General features: G+C 63.1%; 13 protein-coding genes. 8 read left to right on the top strand and 5 right to left on the bottom strand.

Features of this window, described 5'->3' with window-relative positions; genetic code table 11:
- The first annotated feature begins 161 nt into the window (after window positions 1-161).
- The 3 genes from ACZ89F_RS04140 to proC all read left to right on the top strand — a co-directional run bounded on the left by ACZ89F_RS04140 (window position 162) and on the right by proC (window position 3352).
- On the top strand, window positions 162-1160 hold the full coding sequence (locus ACZ89F_RS04140; RefSeq protein ID WP_476090524.1) for a glycosyltransferase family 2 protein: 999 nt from the start codon (window positions 162-164) through the stop codon (window positions 1158-1160).
- Window positions 1129-2475 (top strand): O-antigen ligase family protein, encoded by a 1347-nt coding sequence (locus tag ACZ89F_RS04135; RefSeq protein WP_476090523.1) that lies wholly within the window; start codon window positions 1129-1131, stop codon window positions 2473-2475. Before ACZ89F_RS04140 ends, ACZ89F_RS04135 begins: the two co-directional genes overlap by 32 nt.
- 61 nt (window positions 2476-2536) lie before the next feature.
- A complete protein-coding gene (gene proC, locus ACZ89F_RS04130; RefSeq protein WP_476090522.1) occupies window positions 2537-3352 on the top strand; it encodes a pyrroline-5-carboxylate reductase in 816 nt (271 codons plus the stop codon).
- A 28-nt stretch (window positions 3353-3380) separates the two neighbouring features.
- On the opposite strand, the gene ACZ89F_RS04125 is transcribed toward proC, so the two are convergent.
- Together ACZ89F_RS04125 and ACZ89F_RS04120 are read right to left on the bottom strand one after the other, a co-directional pair.
- Window positions 3381-3635 carry a type II toxin-antitoxin system VapB family antitoxin gene (locus tag ACZ89F_RS04125; protein WP_476090521.1) on the bottom strand — a complete coding sequence of 85 codons (255 nt, stop codon included), beginning with the start codon at window positions 3633-3635 and terminating at the stop codon, window positions 3381-3383.
- A 69-nt stretch (window positions 3636-3704) separates the two neighbouring features.
- Entirely contained in the window at window positions 3705-5018 is a 1314-nt protein-coding gene (locus ACZ89F_RS04120; protein ID WP_476090520.1) for an NAD(P)H-dependent oxidoreductase, read from the bottom strand.
- 339 nt (window positions 5019-5357) lie between these two features.
- Between ACZ89F_RS04120 and ACZ89F_RS04115 the strand changes: the two genes are divergently transcribed.
- The 3 genes from ACZ89F_RS04115 to ACZ89F_RS04105 all read left to right on the top strand — a co-directional run bounded on the left by ACZ89F_RS04115 (window position 5358) and on the right by ACZ89F_RS04105 (window position 7603).
- Window positions 5358-6764: a PTS galactitol transporter subunit IIC gene (locus tag ACZ89F_RS04115; protein ID WP_476090519.1), complete on the top strand. Its 1407-nt coding sequence runs from the start codon at window positions 5358-5360 to the stop codon at window positions 6762-6764.
- Window positions 6765-6837: 73 nt separating this feature from the next.
- On the top strand, window positions 6838-7299 hold the full coding sequence (locus tag ACZ89F_RS04110; RefSeq protein WP_476090518.1) for a PTS sugar transporter subunit IIA: 462 nt from the start codon (window positions 6838-6840) through the stop codon (window positions 7297-7299).
- 16 nt (window positions 7300-7315) lie between these two features.
- Window positions 7316-7603: a PTS sugar transporter subunit IIB gene (locus ACZ89F_RS04105; protein WP_476090517.1), complete on the top strand. Its 288-nt coding sequence runs from the start codon at window positions 7316-7318 to the stop codon at window positions 7601-7603.
- A 52-nt stretch (window positions 7604-7655) separates the two neighbouring features.
- Here ACZ89F_RS04105 and ACZ89F_RS04100 read toward each other — a convergent pair whose 3' ends face one another.
- Both ACZ89F_RS04100 and metH read right to left on the bottom strand, forming a co-directional pair.
- Window positions 7656-9050, bottom strand: a complete 1395-nt coding sequence (locus ACZ89F_RS04100) for a multicopper oxidase family protein (RefSeq protein WP_476090516.1) — start codon at window positions 9048-9050, stop codon at window positions 7656-7658.
- A 158-nt stretch (window positions 9051-9208) separates the two neighbouring features.
- Complete coding sequence (metH, locus tag ACZ89F_RS04095) at window positions 9209-13018, bottom strand: methionine synthase (protein WP_476090515.1); 3810 nt, start codon at window positions 13016-13018, stop codon at window positions 9209-9211.
- Between the two features lie 214 nt (window positions 13019-13232).
- On the opposite strand from metH, the gene ACZ89F_RS04090 reads away from it, so the two are divergent.
- The gene (locus ACZ89F_RS04090; RefSeq protein WP_476090514.1) at window positions 13233-14003 is read left to right on the top strand and encodes an SDR family NAD(P)-dependent oxidoreductase; all 771 of its coding nucleotides are present in this window, start codon (window positions 13233-13235) and stop codon (window positions 14001-14003) included.
- A gap of 15 nt (window positions 14004-14018) precedes the next feature.
- Here ACZ89F_RS04090 and ACZ89F_RS04085 read toward each other — a convergent pair whose 3' ends face one another.
- Window positions 14019-14837, bottom strand: a complete 819-nt coding sequence (locus ACZ89F_RS04085) for an alpha/beta fold hydrolase (protein WP_476090513.1) — start codon at window positions 14835-14837, stop codon at window positions 14019-14021.
- A 192-nt stretch (window positions 14838-15029) separates the two neighbouring features.
- On the opposite strand from ACZ89F_RS04085, the gene ACZ89F_RS04080 reads away from it, so the two are divergent.
- Window positions 15030-16283 carry an ABC transporter substrate-binding protein gene (locus ACZ89F_RS04080; protein ID WP_136617185.1) on the top strand — a complete coding sequence of 418 codons (1254 nt, stop codon included), beginning with the start codon at window positions 15030-15032 and terminating at the stop codon, window positions 16281-16283.
- Window position 16284: the final 1 nt, after the last annotated feature.

Genomic DNA, 16284 nt, shown 5'->3' with positions numbered 1-16284 from the left:
CAGTGGTGTAGCCGGTAGCAAAGTGCGGTGAACCCTTGATTAAGCGAGCACATTCGACGACCGAAAGCCCCTGCCTGGCGGGCTTCTCCGTGCAAGGTGATTAACGAAACCTTATCACCGGGGTGCTACCAGAACCCAACTCACCATGCGGCTGGACACGGATGATCCCTTTGCCATCGGACGGTTCGGTATCGATCGCTGGACGCTCACCGCGGCTTGACGTCGAGGCCGTCGAGGCGGTCGTCACCTTGCCGACCTTCAAGCGGCCCGAGCAAGTGCTGGAAACGCTGGCGTCGTTACGTGCGCAGCAAACCGGCAGGCGCTTTGCCGTCATCGTCATGGAAAACGAAGCCGAGGCGCGGGCTGGCGCCAAGGCGGCAGTGCCGCTGTTCGAGCGCGGCGAGATGTCAGGTCTGGTCATCATCGCGCAGGAGCGCGGCAATTGCAGCGCCTACAATGCCGGCTGGCAGACAGCGATCCTGCAATTCCCGAACTTCAGGCATCTGCTGGTCATCGACGATGATGAGATCGCCGATCCGCAGTGGCTGGAACGGATGTGCACGGCAGCCGAGACGCTCGGTGCCGATATCGTCGGCGGCCCGCAGGTGCCCATGTTTGCCGATCCCGCCCATGCGGGATGGGCCGAGCATCCGGTGTTCGCGCCTCCCTATCGGGAAACAGGGCGCGTGCCCGCGCTCTATTCGTCCGGCAATCTTCTGGTCGGGCGCAACGTGCTGATCGCCATGGGGCCGCCCTTTCTCGATCTGAAATTCAACTTCATGGGCGGCGGCGATTCCGACTTTCTCAGCCGGTCGGCGCAGAAGGGCTTTGTTCTGGGTTGGTGCGCGGAGGCCAAGGTCCAAGAAACCGTTCCGGCCCGGCGTGTCGAAGCCGACTGGATCCGTGCCCGCAGCCTGCGCAACGGCGTGATCTCGACACTGGTCGAAAAGAAGAAATGCGCGGGCACCCCACTCGCCGGCACCAAGGTGTTGCTGAAGAGCCTGGTGCTGCTTGCCGCCTCGCCGTTTCGCGGCCTGATGCGGCTGGCGCGAACCGGATCACCGGCGATCGCCATCTATCCCGTCCATGTGGCGCTGGGCCGCGTGCTGGCCGAATTCGGATATGCCAATGAGCAATACCGCCAGCCTGAGAAAAACTGAGCGCGCCCCGCTCGGCGCCGCGTTCACGCGCGAAGGCGTGGCCACCGCCATTGCCGCGCTGCTGTTCACCGTCATCATGGTGTCCTTCCGGCCGTTCCAGCCGGCCGGCGCCGAGCTCACCGGTCAAGGCGGCGACATCGTCAACCAGCTTGGCTTCAGTTCGCTCGGCGCCATATCGATCTTCTCGCTGATGGCCTTTGCCGATCCGCGCGTCGTGCGCTCGCTGCTCAGCCCGTCCTGGATGCTGATGCTGGGCTTCTTTTTCCTGTCGGTGGTGCTGGCAACCGACCCGCCCTCGGCCATGCGTGCCGCCTCCTTCACGCTGATCGGCATCCTGACGATGGCGACGATCCTGGTGCTGCCGCGCGACGCCGAGGCCTTCTCAAAAGTCATCATCTTCACCGCCGTCGTGGTCATGGGCCTTTCCTATCTCGGCCTCATCGTCTTTCCGCACGAGGCGATGCACACCGCCGACTCGCAGGAGCCCGAACATGCCGGCCTGTGGCGCGGCGTGTTCACCCACAAGAACATCGCCGGTCCGATCATGGCCTGCCTCAGCTTCGCAGGCCTGTACCTCTACCGGCGCGGGCAGCGGTACTGGGGCGCCGGAATCTTCTTCGCAGCGATGATCTTCATGCTGCACACCGGCTCCAAGACAACAGCCGGCCTGGTGCCGTTCTCGATCCTGATCGTGATGTTCCCGAGCCTGATAGGCATGCGGCTCGGCACGCCGATCCTGTTTGCCCTGGCGATCATCACCACGGCGGTCGGCACGCTGGGCATCGTCTTCCTGCCGCCGATAAAACATCTGGCGGCGATCTATTTCCCCGACATGACCTATACCGGCCGCACGACGCTGTGGGAGTTCGCCGGCAGCATGCTGGCGAAGAAGCCATGGACCGGCTACGGCTATGAAAGCTTCTGGGGCACGCCGCTCTTGCTCAACCAGGACCAGCCCTTCGACCGGCCGTGGGACATCCGAACCATCGTGCACGGCCATGACGGCTATCTCGACATCGCCGTGCTGATGGGTATTCCGGCGCTGTGCGTGGCGGTCTACACCTTCCTCATCGCGCCGTTGCGCGACTACATGCGCATTCCGCTGCGCAGGGAAAACATCTTTCTCGGCGATTTCTTCATGATGGTGGTGCTGTTCACGGCGCTGAACGCTTTCCTCGAAAGCTTCTTCTTCCATCGCGGCGACCCGGTCTGGCTGTTCTTCGTGCTCGGCGTGCTTGGCCTCAGGCAAGTGTCGCTGCGGCCGATGGCAGTGCGTGATCCCGATCGCGGCGCGCGATCTTCCCGTTCCTCCTGACGGGGGCTTCCCCAGGGAAGCGCCAGCGTCTATGTGAAGGCCTTCCTTCGGAGGGCTTTCGATGACGATCAGGCTTGTTCTCGCCGGCTGCGGCAATATGGGTTACGCCATGCTCTCGGGCTGGCTGAAATCCGGCAAGCTTGCGCCGTCAGCGGTTTTCGTGGTCGAGCCCAATGCCGATCTGCGCAATCGCGCCGCAGCGTTGGGCTGCGGCACATCGGCCGATGCCGGCGATATTCCAGCCGATGCCGTGCCCGATCTCGTCGTCATCGCGGTCAAGCCGCAGGTGATCCGCGACGTCACCGCCGCCTACAAGCGCTTCGCCGATGGCCGCACCACCTTCGTCAGCATCGCCGCCGGCACGCCTGCCGCCACCTTCGAGGAAATCCTGGGCGGCCACGCACCGATCGTGCGCTGCATGCCCAACACGCCGGCAGCAATCGGCAAGGGCATGATGGTGGTGTTTTCCAACCCACTCGTCTCCAACGAAACCAAACGTTTCGTCGCCGATCTGCTGTCGGCGAGCGGCGAAGTGGCCACCATCGACGACGAGGGTTTGATGGATGCGGTGACCGCCGTGTCGGGGTCGGGGCCGGCCTACATCTTTCATTTCATCGAGGCGCTGACCGTGGCTGCCGAGAAGGCCGGTCTGCCGACGGCGATCGCCAAGCTGCTCGCCATGCAGACCGTCTACGGCGCAGCCTCGCTCGCCGCCGAAAGCGGCGAGGAGCCGGGCGTGCTACGCCAGCAGGTGACCAGCCCCAAGGGGACGACGGCGGCGGCGCTGGAGGTGCTGATGGGCGAGGACCGGCTGACCAATCTACTGACCGAAGCGGTGGAGGCTGCGCGGTTGCGGTCGATCGAACTGGGCAAATGAGCCGCTAGTCGGACGTCACTCTGATCGCCTATGTGTCGGCATCCGGGATGCCCCACATGTCATCGATCTCATTCTTGCTCACGACCCGACCAGCCTTGCCTGCTTTGGTCCTGAGATCGTCGGCAATGGCGGCCAGCCGCTCCGCCAAGGGCGCGCGGCCTTTTTCCCGGACCAGTTCGGATTCAAGCGCTTCAATGACCGCTTTGGTCACGGAAATCTTTCGTTTGGCTGCAAGCTGAAGTGCAAGTTCGCGCGCACGCGGATCCCTGATCCGAAGGTTCATGTGATCGACCCTTGGCGATATTTGTCCCCACAATCTATTCATTTGTCATCGCAACGCCAGCGTATCGTCTCACGCCCCGTACAGCATCTCGTCCTGCAGCCGGCGCAAGGCGAACAGCCTCGTCGTCTGGTCGGGCGACGCATTGTCGGCGGTCAGCAATTCGCCTTTCCTGACTGGTTTCAGCACCTTGCCGCCCTCGAGCAGGCCGACCGGCACGGCGCGCTGGGCACGGGCTTCGCCGACGGTCATGGTCCAGGAACGGTAGCAGGTCTCGCCGATCGCATCGAAGGTCTCGCCGGCGGCAAGGTCCCGCTTGGCGACGGCGCATACTTCGGCGACCGGCCTTGGCAGCGGCACCATGTCGGGCTTGCCGAAAAGCACGATGCGGGCCGCTGTCAGCGGCACTTCCAGCGAGGTTAGATGATAGGGCCGGAACAGGCTGTAATAGGGGCCGTGGCCTATATGCAGATCGTCCATGCGCTCGATGATGCGCGGATGCGTCGCCTCGACGATGACGAAGACGCCGGGCGCGACGCCCTTGCCAACCGTGTAGTCGACAACGCCCTTCTTCAGCAACAGACCGCCATCCTCGCGCGGGATGAGCACCTTGGCGAGATCGTCGCGATCGGCCTTCGGACCGTGCATGCCGGGCACATCCGGCACCAGCCCGGTGGCATTGGCGATGGCGCACATCTCGACCATGGTCTTGGAGCCGTCGACGAACTCGACCAGCATGCGCGGGTTCATGTTGCGGCGGATCGCTTCATCGCGATAGTCGTCCGGCACGGCATCGTGGTTGAGCGGATTGTTCTTGCCTTTGCCGGCCGAGACGATGCTCAGCCCAAGCGCCGACGCAAACTCGATCAGTTCCATGCAGCTCGACGGCTCGTCGCCCGCACCGACGGAATAGACGACGCCAAGCCGGTCGGCCTGCTGCTTGAGATAGCAGCCGATGGTAACGTCGGCCTCGACGTTCATCATCACCAGATGCTTGCCATGCTCCATCGCCGACAGGCAGAAATCGGCGGCGACACCCGGCTTGCCGGTGGCGTCGATGACGACGTCGATCAACGGATTGGTGACCAGCATCTCGTTGGAGGTGATGGCGATCTTGCCGCTCTCGATGGCGCCGGTGACTTTCGACGCGGTGTCGGCTTCGACCGCCATGGCTTCATCGCCATAGGCGATGCGGATGGCATCGCGCGCGGTGTGCGGGCGGCGTGTCGAGACGGCGCAGACCGAAATGCCCGGCATCAGCATGCCTTGGGTGACAAGATCGGTGCCCATTTCGCCCGAACCGATGACGCCGATGCGCACAGGGCGGCCCTCGGCGGCACGCCTGGCGAGATCGCGGGCAAGGCCGGTCAGGGCGACATTGGTCATGCAGGAATGTCCACAGCTTCGTGATTTGTGGTCGGATAGCAGGGAACGGGCTCCATTTGCCAACGAAACCGTTGGCGACCAGCATTTTCCAGCGAAATCGCCCCAACAAGGGGCGTTCGTCCTGGGCGATTGGCACAAAGGGTTGCCAATTGACATTGTCGTGAACAGCCACAATAAAACATTCGTTCGCCAACAAAGGCAAATGTTCACCGACAGATCGGAGAGCATGCGCCTCGCGGCGGACTGGGGAGTGTCTTTGCGCCAAGGTGGCGTCAAAGGCTGGATGGAGCATCATTGCGAGGCGTCGAGCGAAGGCTCGGGGGCTCCAGGGGAGGAATAATGGATACTGTTCTCGCGGGCCTCAAAGGGGCCATCGACACGCTCGGCCCGACGATCCTGCTACCGATCGTCATTTTTATCATCGCCGTGGTTCTGGGCGCCAAGGTCAGCAAGGCTTTTCGCGCCGCCGTCACCATCGGCGTCGCCTTCATCGGCATCAATCTCGTGCTTGGCCTCATGTTCACGTCGATCGGCGACGTTGCCAAGGCCATCGTCACCAACACCGGCATCCATCGTGACATCATCGATGTCGGCTGGCCTTCAGCCGCGGCGATCGCCTTCGGCTCCTCGGTCGGCCTGTGGGTCATTCCGGTCGGCATCCTCGTCAATATCGTGCTGCTGCTGACACGCATGACGCGCACGCTCAATGTCGACGTCTGGAATTTCTGGCATTTCGCCTTTGTCGGCTCGCTGGTCGTCGCCGCGACAGACAATCTGGCCTATGGCATCGCGGTCGCCGCACTTGTCGCCGCACTGTCACTGCTCTTCGCCGACTGGTCGGCACGCGCGGTGCAGCAATTCTACGGCGTGCCCGGCATTTCCGTGCCGCACCTCGCCTCGGCGCAGATCCTGCCGATCGCCATTGTGCTCAACTGGATCATGGACCGCATTCCCGGCATCAACCGCATCAACATCAACACCGATACGATCGAGCGCAGGTTCGGCGTGTTCGGCGAACCTGTCGTGATGGGCCTGATCATCGGCCTCGTCCTTGGTGCGATCGCCTTCTACAATGCGGGTGATCTCAGCGTGGTGCTGGCAAAGGTCCTGGGCACCGGCATGACGCTGGCCGCGGTGATGCTGCTGCTGCCGCGCATGGTCAAGATACTGATGGAGGGCCTGCTCCCGGTTTCCGACGCAGCCCAGGCGTTCGTGCGCAAGCGCACCGGTGACCGCGAGCTTCTCGTTGGCCTCGATTCGGCGATCCTGATCGGCCATCCGGCCGCGATCTCGTCGTCGCTGATCCTGGTGCCGATCGCGATCATCCTGTCTATCATCCTGCCGGGCAACCGCGTGATCCTGTTCGCCGACCTTGCGGTCATCCCCTTCATCGTCGCCATGACCGCGCCGCTGGTCAAAGGCAATGTGTTCCGCATGGTGGTGATCGGCACGGTGACGCTGGCCATCGGCTTCTACGTCGCCAACGCGCTGGCGCCGCTGTTCACCAGTGCTGCCGTCGCATCGGGCTTCAAGCTGCCGGCGGATGCGCTGCAGATCACCTCGGTGGTCGACGGCTTCCTGTGGGTGCCTTACGTAATCATCGAGGCGATCCAGGGAATGGGGCTTATCGGCATCATCGTGATCGCGGTGGTCATCGCGGCATTGTTTGTCCTCTACCGCCGCAATCCGCTCGGCTGGGAACGAGCCGCGGGTGCCGAGGATGAGCCGGCCGAAGAGACGGCCTGAACCTGATAGAGCCTTGCGTTTGAACCGATCGTGCGCCCTTCAAGGGCGCACGATTTCATCGACGGAGCAAAAAATGCCTGACGGCCTCATGCAGCTTCTGGACCCCGAGGCGATCGTGCTCGGATCCGATGCGTCGACCAATGAGGAGATCATCCGCATCCTGGCGGACCGGCTCGAGATGCTGGGCTATGTCAAAAGCTCCTATGCCGACGCGGTCGTGCGCCGCGAATTGACCATCCCGACAGGACTGCCGCTGGAGCGCCCCGACAATGTCGCGGTGCCGCACACCGATCCGGAGCATGTGCTGAAGCCGGGCATCGCGATGGGCACGCTGAAGCAACCGGTGACCTTCGCCAACATGGAAGACCCCGACGAGATGCTGCCGGTCGGCTTCGTCTTCCTCCTTGCCATCAATGACAAGGACAAGCAGATTGAGGCGCTGCAGGCCGTCATGGCCATTATCCAGAACCCGCAAGCCTTGGACGGCTTGAGGTCGGCCAGAACCCTCGAAGACGTCCGAGCCGCACTCGGCTGAACAAGGAGAAGCAGAGATGTCCAGACAGAAAACCGTTCTCTTTGCCTGCGGCACGGGCATCGCCACCTCGACCGCGGTCAACGTCGCCGTCACCGAGGAAATGAAGAAACGCGGCCTCACCTTCAATGCCCAGCAGGCAAAGGCCACCGAAGTGCCGGGACTGGCCGACAATGTCGACTTCATCGTCGCCACCACCCCCATCTCCGCTTCGGTGACCAAGCCGGTGATCAAGGGCCTCGCCTTCCTCACCGGCATCGGCAAGGACAAGGTGCTCGACGAGATCGAGGCGCAACTGCGCAAGTGACGGTCACGGAGCGACACGGAGACTGGCGCGGCCTCGGTGACAGGACGAGGCTTCACACGACCCTGACGTAGCTCGTCATGCCCGATTTCTGGTGCTCGATGATGTGGCAATGCAGCAGCCAGTCGCCGGGATTGTCGGCGACGAAGCCAAGCTGAACCTTCTCGTTGGGCTCGATGAGATAGGTGTCGGAAATGACAGGCTGATCCTGGCGCGTCGAGGATGACAGCACCTTGAAGCTCATGCCGTGCAGATGCATCGGATGGGATTGCGGCGTCAGATTCTCCATGTCGATGACATAACTCCTGCCGAGCTTCAATTCGGCCAGCGGCGCGGTCGGATCCGGCGTATCGCCGGGCCACGGCACTTTGTTGATGGCCCAGAAACTGTAGCCAAGCGAACCGCAGATGCCATCGCTCGGGACATTTTCCGCCGTGGCGCTGAGCGCCAGGGAAATATGCTGGGCGCTGGCGAGATCCACTTCCGCCACCGGATTGACCTCCAGCGGAGCGAGATCGCGAATGTCACGCTTGAGGGAGTTTCCAGTCGCGCGCAGGGTCGCCAGGATTTTTGGCTTCGTGCCCCTGACGTCTCTCAGGCTGACGATCGCGCCCTCGTCGTCGGGCATGCGGATGGCCAGTTCCATGCGCTGACCGGGTCCAAGCAGCAAGGCATCGGGGGAAAAACGCTCAGGCACCGGATTGCCGTCGAGCGCCATGACCGTCGCCTCCGCACCGTCGACGCGGAAAGCATAGATCCGTGTAACGTCGGTGATGGCGACGCGCAGCCGGACCAGCCCGCCGGCTGGCGCGTCATATTGCGGCTGGTCGAGCCAGTTGGCGGTACGCACCGTGCCGTAAGTGCCGGTTCTTGCGGCGTCGCGCGGCCGGAACTGATCGATGAACTGGCCATCATCGCCGAGGCGCCAGTCGCGCAGGTTGATGACAATTTCGGCATCGAATTCCGGATCGCCGGGGTTCTCGACCACGATCACGCCCGTCAGGCCGTGGCCCATCTGCTCCAGCGTATTGCAATGCGGATGATACCAGAAGGTGCCGGCGTCGGGCGGCGTGAAGGCGTAATCGAAATGATCGCCGGTATAGACGTAGGGCTGGACCAGGAACGGCACGCCGTCCATCTTGTTTGGAACGCGAATGCCGTGCCAGTGGATCGTCGTCGGATCGTCGATCGCATTGACAAGACGCGCGGCAAAGGGCTCGCCTTTTTTCATCCTGAGCACGGGCGGCATTCCGGCGTTGCCATAGGTCAACACATCCCTGGTCAGGCCGAGATCCATCAACTTCGCCTGGATCTTTGCTGTCTGTAGCACCACTGGCTCAGGCTCGGCGGCAGCCCAGCCGCCAAGCCGACCCAGGGCCGTGAGACCGACCCCGCCCGCGCCGGCGATTGCAGCCGTTTTCAAAAGCCTGCGGCGTGTGAGTACGGTCATGTTGGCTCCAACTGCAAAGACAGGTGCTTTGGGTTTATCGCCGTCTTGGATCGCGGGCCAGCCACCAGTGCAGAGGCCGATATTGGCACATCGTGTCTCGACGATGCCATGGAGATGTGGTTGCCGGCTGGCCCGGCCGACAACAGAGCATGCCGCCGCTATTCAGCCGCCTCGGCATAGGTTGCCGGCACGTAGTTGAGGATGGGGCCAAGCCAGCGCTCGACCTCGGCCAACGGCATCGCCTTACGAACAGCATAGTCCTCGACCTGGTCGCGTTCGACCTTGGCGACGCCGAAGTAATAGCTTTCGGGATGCGAGAGATAGATTCCCGATACGGACGAGCCCGGCCACATCGCATAGCTTTCAGTCAGGCTGACGCCGGCATTGCGCTCGCCGTCGAGCAACCGAAACAAAGTCGCCTTCTCAGTATGGTCGGGCTGCGCCGGATAGCCAGGCGCCGGGCGGATGCCGCGATAGGGCTCGCCGATCAGCTCGTCGGGCGCCAGCGCTTCGTCTGGCACGTAGCCCCAGAACTCCTTGCGCACCTTCTCGTGCATGCGCTCGGCAAAGGCTTCAGCGAAGCGATCGGCCAGCGCCTTGACCATGATCGACGAATAATCGTCATTGGCGCGCTCGAAGCGCTCGGCGATCGCCACCTCCTCGATGCCGGCGGTGACGATGAAGCCGCCGATGTAGTCGGGCTTGCCGCTGTCCACAGGTGCTACGAAATCCGACAGCGCGACATTGGCCTTGCCGTCGCGCTTGGTCAGTTGCTGGCGCAAGGTGAAGAAGGTCGCCAGTTCCTGTGACCGCTTCTCGTCCGTGAAAAGCCTGATGTCGTCGCCAACGGTGTTGGCCGGCCAGAAGCCGATGACGCCGCGCGGCGCGAACCATTTCTCGGCGATGATCTTCTTCAGCATCGCCTGCGCATCCTCGAACAGCTGGCGCGCGGCCGACCCCTGCGCCTCGTCCTCGAGGATCTTCGGATAGCGGCCCTTCAGCTCCCAGGTCTGGAAGAACGGTGTCCAATCGATATAGCGCGCGAGTTCGGTGAGGGCCCAGTTCCCGAACACCTTCACGCCGGTGAAGGACGGCTTCGGCGGCTCATAGGCAGACCAGTCGATGCGGTGCGCATTGGCCCTCGCCTTGGTCAGCGGCAGCCGCTGCTTGTCGGCTTCGGAGCGGGCATGCGCGTCGGCGACCTTCTTGTATTCGGCACGCACCGTGTCGACGAAGCCGCCCTTGGTCTCATTCGACAGCAAGGACGAGACCACGCCGACCGCCCGGCTGGCGTCGGTGACGTAGACCGTCTGACCCTTGGCATAGCGCGGGTGGATCTTCACCGCCGTGTGCACGCGGCTGGTCGTCGCCCCGCCGATCAGCAGCGGAATGTCGAAGCCTTCACGCTCCATCTCGGCGGCCATGTGCACCATCTCGTCGAGCGACGGCGTGATCAGGCCGGACAGGCCGATGATGTCGACATTTTGGTCGCGCGCCGTCTGCAGGATCTTGGCCGCCGGCACCATGACGCCGAGATCGATGATCTCGTAATTGTTGCAGGCGAGAACAACGCCGACGATGTTCTTGCCAATGTCGTGGACGTCGCCCTTCACCGTCGCCATCAGGATCTTGCCCGCTGTTTGGCGTTCGCCATTGTCGATGCCATTGGCGGCATTGGCCAGCTTCTCGGCCTCCATATGCGGCAGCAAGCCGGCCACCGCCTGCTTCATCACCCGCGCCGACTTCACCACCTGCGGCAGGAACATCTTGCCCGCGCCGAACAGGTCGCCGACGACGTTCATGCCGGCCATCAGCGGGCCTTCAATGACATGCAGCGGGCGCTCGGCGGCCAGCCGCGCTTCCTCGGTGTCGGCGTCGATGAATTCGGTGATGCCGTTGACCAGCGCGTGGCTGATCCGCTGTTCGACCGTCCATTCGCGCCAGGCAAGATCGCGCTCCTTGGCTTCCTGGCCCGCCGTGCCCTTGAAGCGTTCGGCGATCTCCAGCATGCGTTCGGTGGCGGTGCCGCCGGCCCTCGGCACGCGGTTGAGCACGACATCCTCGCAGGCCTCGCGCAGATCAGGCTCGATCGTGTCGTAGACGGCGAGCTGGCCGGCATTGACGATGCCCATGTCCATGCCGCGCTGGATGGCATGGTAGAGGAACACGGCATGCATGGCCTCGCGCACCGGCTCGTTGCCGCGGAACGAGAAGGACAGGTTCGACACGCCGCCGGAGATGTGGACATGCGGCAGCGTGCCGGTGATCTCGCCGGTCGCTTCGATGAAGTCGACGCCATAATTGTCGTGCTCCTCGATGCCGGTGGCGACCGCGAAGACATTGGGGTCGAAGACGATGTCCTCGGGCGGGAAGCCGGCCTGTTCGGTCAGGAGCTTGTAGGCGCGAGTGCAGATCTCGACCTTGCGGGCCTTGGTGTCGGCCTGGCCGTCTTCGTCGAAGGCCATGACGACCACCGCCGCGCCATAGGCGCGCACGAGCCTGGCATGATGCAGGAACGCAGCCTCGCCTTCCTTCATCGAGATGGAGTTGACCAACGGCTTGCCCTGCACGCATTTCAGGCCGGCCTCGATGATCTCCCATTTCGAACTGTCGACCATGACGGGAACGCGGGCTATGTCCGGCTCGGCGGCGATCAGGTTGAGGTATTCGACCATCGCCTTCTTCGAATCGATCAGCCCTTCATCCATGTTGATGTCGATGATCTGGGCGCCATTGGCGACCTGGTCGCGCGCCACATCGAGCGCGGCGACATAGTCGCCCGCCGTGATCAGCTTGCGGAACTTGGCCGACCCAGTGACATTGGTGCGCTCGCCGACATTGACGAAGGGAATCTCGTCGGTGAGCGTGAACGGCTCCAGCCCGGACAGGCGCATCCTGGGCTCGATGTCCGGAACGGCGCGCGGCGGATACTTCCGCACCGCTTCGGCGATGGCGCGGATGTGCTCCGGCGTCGAACCGCAGCAGCCACCGACGACATTGACAAGCCCCTCGCGGGCAAAATCCTCGATCTGCGCGGCCATGAATTCGGGGCTCTCGTCATACCGGCCGAATTCATTGGGCAGGCCGGCATTCGGATAGGCGCAGGTGAAGGTGTTGGCGACGCCTGATATTTCGGCAAGATGGTCACGCATGGCATTGGCGCCGAGCGCGCAGTTGAGGCCGATGGTGAAGGGGCTGGCATGGCGCACCGAATGCCAGAAGGCGGTCGGCGTCTGGCCGGACAGCGTGCGGCCGGAGAGATCCGTGATGGTGCCGGAGATCATCACCGGCAGGCGCACGCCCTTCTCGATGAAGATCTCTTCCGCTGCGAAGATCGCCGCCTTGGCGTTCAGCGTGTCGAAGATGGTCTCAATCAGGATGATGTCGGCGCCACCGTCGATCAACCCGCGCAGCTGTTCGCCATAGGCGAGGCGCAGATCGTCGAAGGTCACCGCGCGATAGCCGGGATTGTTGACATCCGGCGACATCGAGGCGGTGCGGTTGGTCGGCCCCAGCGCGCCGGCGACGAAGCGGCGCTTGCCGTCCTGCTGTTCGGCACGAACAGCCGCGCGCCGCACCAGCCGCGCTCCGTCGCGGTTCAGCGCATAGACGGCATCTTCCATGCCGTAATCGGCCTGGGCGATCGAGGTCGAGGAGAAAGTGTTGGTCTCCAGGATGTCGGCGCCTGCGATGGCGTACTGATAGTGGATCTCTTCGATCGCCCCGGGCTGGGTCAGAATCAGAAGATCGTTGTTGCCTTGCTGGTGGCAGGCGCAGCCGGCGAACGCCTCACCGCGAAACTGACCTTCGTCGAAACCCAGGCCCTGGATCTGCGTGCCCATGGCGCCATCGAGGATGAGAATGCGTTCGCGCGCCGCCGCCGTCAGCGCCGCAAGCACCTCCGACCCGTCGGGCTTTGCCGCGACGGGGCCGAACAAAGCGTCCAGCGATGCAGAATTCTGCGACATTTTTTATCCCTTTGGCGACAAGCCTTTTCATGTCACATAAGGATATCTTTATGTCAATATACGGCATACGCTCATCATTGTCACGCGTCGTTGCAATCGCGAGCGCTGTTCTTGTCGCGAGCAGCCTGCTGGCTTTCATCTGGCGACCGGGTAGTGTTCGGCAAAGAGGCCGCCGCTGCCCGCGCAGGCCCGCAAAGTTTCCGGGGAGGTTGCGATGACAGAGTTCACACCAAAGTTCGATCTGGCCGGCAGGGTGGTGCTGGTCACCGGCGCCTCGCGCGGCATCGGTCGCGCCTGCGCGCTGGCCTGTGCCGGCTCCGGCGCCGACATGATCGTCGGCGTGCGCGGCAAGGCCGACGGGGCGGAACTCGTCGCCGAGATCGAGAGCATGGGCCGGCGGGCGCTGGCGGTGCATATGGATCTCACCGATCTCGCCACGGTGCGGGCCGCCGTCGCCGAGGCGCATGCCGCCTTCGGCCGCATCGACGTGCTGGTCAACAATGTCGGGCTGGGGCCGGAAAACCTGGCGGAGAATGTGACGGAGGAAGATTTCGACCTGACGGTGAACGTCAACCTCAAGGGCACGTTCTTCACCACCCAGGCGGTCGGGCGGCTGATGATCGCACAGAAATCCGGGCGTATCATCAACATCAGCTCGCAGGCCGGCACGGTGACGCTGAAGGGCGAGGCGATCTACTGCATGAGCAAGGCGGCGATCAACCATCTGACGCGCTGCCTGGCCGCCGAATGGGCGCAGCACAAGATCGCCGTCAACAGCGTCGCGCCGACCTTCATCTGGACCGACGGCACGCGGCCCTCACTCGCCGAGCCGGACTTTCACGCCCATGTGCTGGGCCACATTCCGCTCGGCCGCATCGGCGACCCGATCGACGTTGCTGGAACCGTGGTGTTCCTGGCCTCGCCGGCTGCGTCGATGATCACCGGCACCAACATTCTGGTCGATGGTGGCTGGTCGGTGGCGTAGGTCTTTCGGACGAACCTATCCCTTGTCGACGCTTGCCAGGAAGCGGGCGAAGATCGGATCGAAACGATCCGGCGAATCCCAGAACGGCGCGTGGCCGGACCTGTCGAGCAGGTGCGCCTTGCCTTCCCACAAATTGGAGAACTTCACCGCTGAGACGAAATCGGTGTTGACGAAAGGCTCGTCGATGCCGTTCAGAACGGCGATCGGCGGTGTCTTGCCGGCGACAATCTCGCGCTGGTTCCTGCCGGTGCCGGCCGCGAATTTTTCGAACATCAGGCGCCGTGCTCGTCCATCGGTGCGCGCCACCGTGTCGATGAGAAACGGCTCGAATGGCTCGCCGCAGGTGCTGCGCGCATAGGCCTCGACATCGTCCGCGGTGAAGGTTTCCTGTCCGGCAAGGTGCATATGCGGGCTCGACTTGAAGCCTTTGCCGACCTCCTCGGGCGATACGGGCGGGGTGCCGGTGATCATCAGACCGAGCAGGCCGGGAAAGCGGTCGATCATCTCAAGCCCGATATGACCGCCGAGCGACCAGCCGAAGACGATGGCCTTGTCGACACCGAGCAGCCCGAGCACTTCGGTCATGGCATCGGCATAGCCTTCCATGCTGTAGGAGCGCTCGGGATCGATCGCATCGCCGGACGCTCCGTGGCCGGGCAGGTCGGGAGCGATGATGTGGTAGCGCTCGCCCAGCGGGCCCTCGAGCTGATTGCGGAAAACGGCGCTGGAAGACGAATTGCCGTGGATCAGCATGACAGCGGCTCCCCGGCCACCGGTCTGGCGCACCGCGATCTTGCCGTGGCTGGTTTCAAGGGTGTTCTGCGAGATCGTCATTGTCGGCTCCGTCTGGAATTGCCCTGTTTTGAAGCAGTTGCGCAACAAAGCGCCACCGTTCCCCCGTGTCCCGCCGTAAACATTTCCCGGTCAGGTTGCGCTGAAAAATCCTTTTCAAATAAGAACAATTATGCGTAGATTGTCAATTATCCAACTCCCGATGAACGGGAGGAAAACAGGGAACAGCACACGATGAAACCGAAATCCGCCGCAAGTCGAATCCGCCATATCCTGATGAGCACGACGCTGATCGGCATGTTTGCCGCATCAGGCGCCCCCGCCTTCGCCGATGTCGTCAAGATCGGCCTGCTGGCGCCGCTGACCGGCCCGGCCGCGGCGGACGGCCAGGAATTCCAGCGCGGTGTGCAGATGGCCATCGACGAGGCCAACGCAGCCGGCGGCGTTGCCGGGGATACGTTCGAGCTGGTGGTCGGCGACGTCAAGGATCAGTCCGCCGGCAACGTCACCAGCGCGGTCGAGCGCCTGCTTGGCGATCCGGGCGTGCATTTCATGCTGACCGGCTATGCCAGCCTGACCAATTTCGAGATCGACAACATGGCCGAAGCGGACATGCCTTACATGCTGGCGGCCACCTCGCAGCAGACCAGGGACATCATCGCGCCGAGCCCCGACAAATACATGTGCTGCTGGTCGCTGACGCCTTCCTTCGACGCCTACAACACCGACGTCACCCTGTTCGTCGAAAAGCTCGCGGCCGATGGCAAGATCACCTTGCCGACCAAGAAGGTCGCCATCATCTCCTCCGACAACGCCTATTCCAAGACCATCTCCGAAGGCATGAAGAAAACCTTCAAGGAGAAGGGCTGGACCATCACCGTCGACGAGATCGTTCCCTTCGGCGAAGTGACCGACTGGCGTTCGATCCTGGCCAAGGTGCGCGAGAACGTTCCCGATGTCGTCATCAACACCGACTACCTGCCGGGCAATTCGGCGTCGTTCCTGAACCAGTTCCTCGAACAGCCGACCAAGAGCCTGGTGTTCCTGCAATATGCGCCGAGCGTTCCGGAGTTCGTCGAACTGACCGGCAAGAAGTCGGATGGCGTCATCTACAATCTGCTCGGCGGCGCGCTGACGACGCCGAAGAACCCGCGCGCCGATGAGGTAGCGGCCAAGTTCAAGGCAAAATACGGCGTCGAGAGCGGCACCTATGGCGTCGGCCTCTACGAGATGACCAATGTCTATTTTGACGCGGTCAAGAAGGTCGGCGGTGCGTCCGACCATGCGGCGATCATGAAGGCGCTGTCGGAGACCGACAAGCAGGTCGCTGAAGGGCGGCTGAAGTTCGATCCCGCCACCCACCTTGCCACGCAGGGCGACGACTATATCCCGATCACCTTCTTCCAGATCTGGGACGGCCAGCGCACGCTGATCTCTCCGGAGAAATACGCCACCGGCGCCTTCAAGCTCCAGCCCTGGATGAAGTGAG

The organism is Mesorhizobium sp. USDA 3734 (assembly GCF_056279665.1).
This window is presented reverse-complemented; position numbering and strand designations above follow the sequence as displayed.

Coding starts and splice junctions, on each gene's coding strand:
- ACZ89F_RS04140 (WP_476090524.1), top strand. CDS start 162: ATGATCCCTTTGCCATCGGACGGTTCGGTATCGATCGCTGGACGCTCA.
- ACZ89F_RS04135 (WP_476090523.1), top strand. CDS start 1,129: ATGAGCAATACCGCCAGCCTGAGAAAAACTGAGCGCGCCCCGCTCGGC.
- proC (WP_476090522.1), top strand. CDS start 2,537: ATGACGATCAGGCTTGTTCTCGCCGGCTGCGGCAATATGGGTTACGCC.
- ACZ89F_RS04125 (WP_476090521.1), bottom strand. CDS start 3,635: ATGAACCTTCGGATCAGGGATCCGCGTGCGCGCGAACTTGCACTTCAG.
- ACZ89F_RS04120 (WP_476090520.1), bottom strand. CDS start 5,018: ATGACCAATGTCGCCCTGACCGGCCTTGCCCGCGATCTCGCCAGGCGT.
- ACZ89F_RS04115 (WP_476090519.1), top strand. CDS start 5,358: ATGGATACTGTTCTCGCGGGCCTCAAAGGGGCCATCGACACGCTCGGC.
- ACZ89F_RS04110 (WP_476090518.1), top strand. CDS start 6,838: ATGCCTGACGGCCTCATGCAGCTTCTGGACCCCGAGGCGATCGTGCTC.
- ACZ89F_RS04105 (WP_476090517.1), top strand. CDS start 7,316: ATGTCCAGACAGAAAACCGTTCTCTTTGCCTGCGGCACGGGCATCGCC.
- ACZ89F_RS04100 (WP_476090516.1), bottom strand. CDS start 9,050: ATGACCGTACTCACACGCCGCAGGCTTTTGAAAACGGCTGCAATCGCC.
- metH (WP_476090515.1), bottom strand. CDS start 13,018: ATGTCGCAGAATTCTGCATCGCTGGACGCTTTGTTCGGCCCCGTCGCG.
- ACZ89F_RS04090 (WP_476090514.1), top strand. CDS start 13,233: ATGACAGAGTTCACACCAAAGTTCGATCTGGCCGGCAGGGTGGTGCTG.
- ACZ89F_RS04085 (WP_476090513.1), bottom strand. CDS start 14,837: ATGACGATCTCGCAGAACACCCTTGAAACCAGCCACGGCAAGATCGCG.
- ACZ89F_RS04080 (WP_136617185.1), top strand. CDS start 15,030: ATGAAACCGAAATCCGCCGCAAGTCGAATCCGCCATATCCTGATGAGC.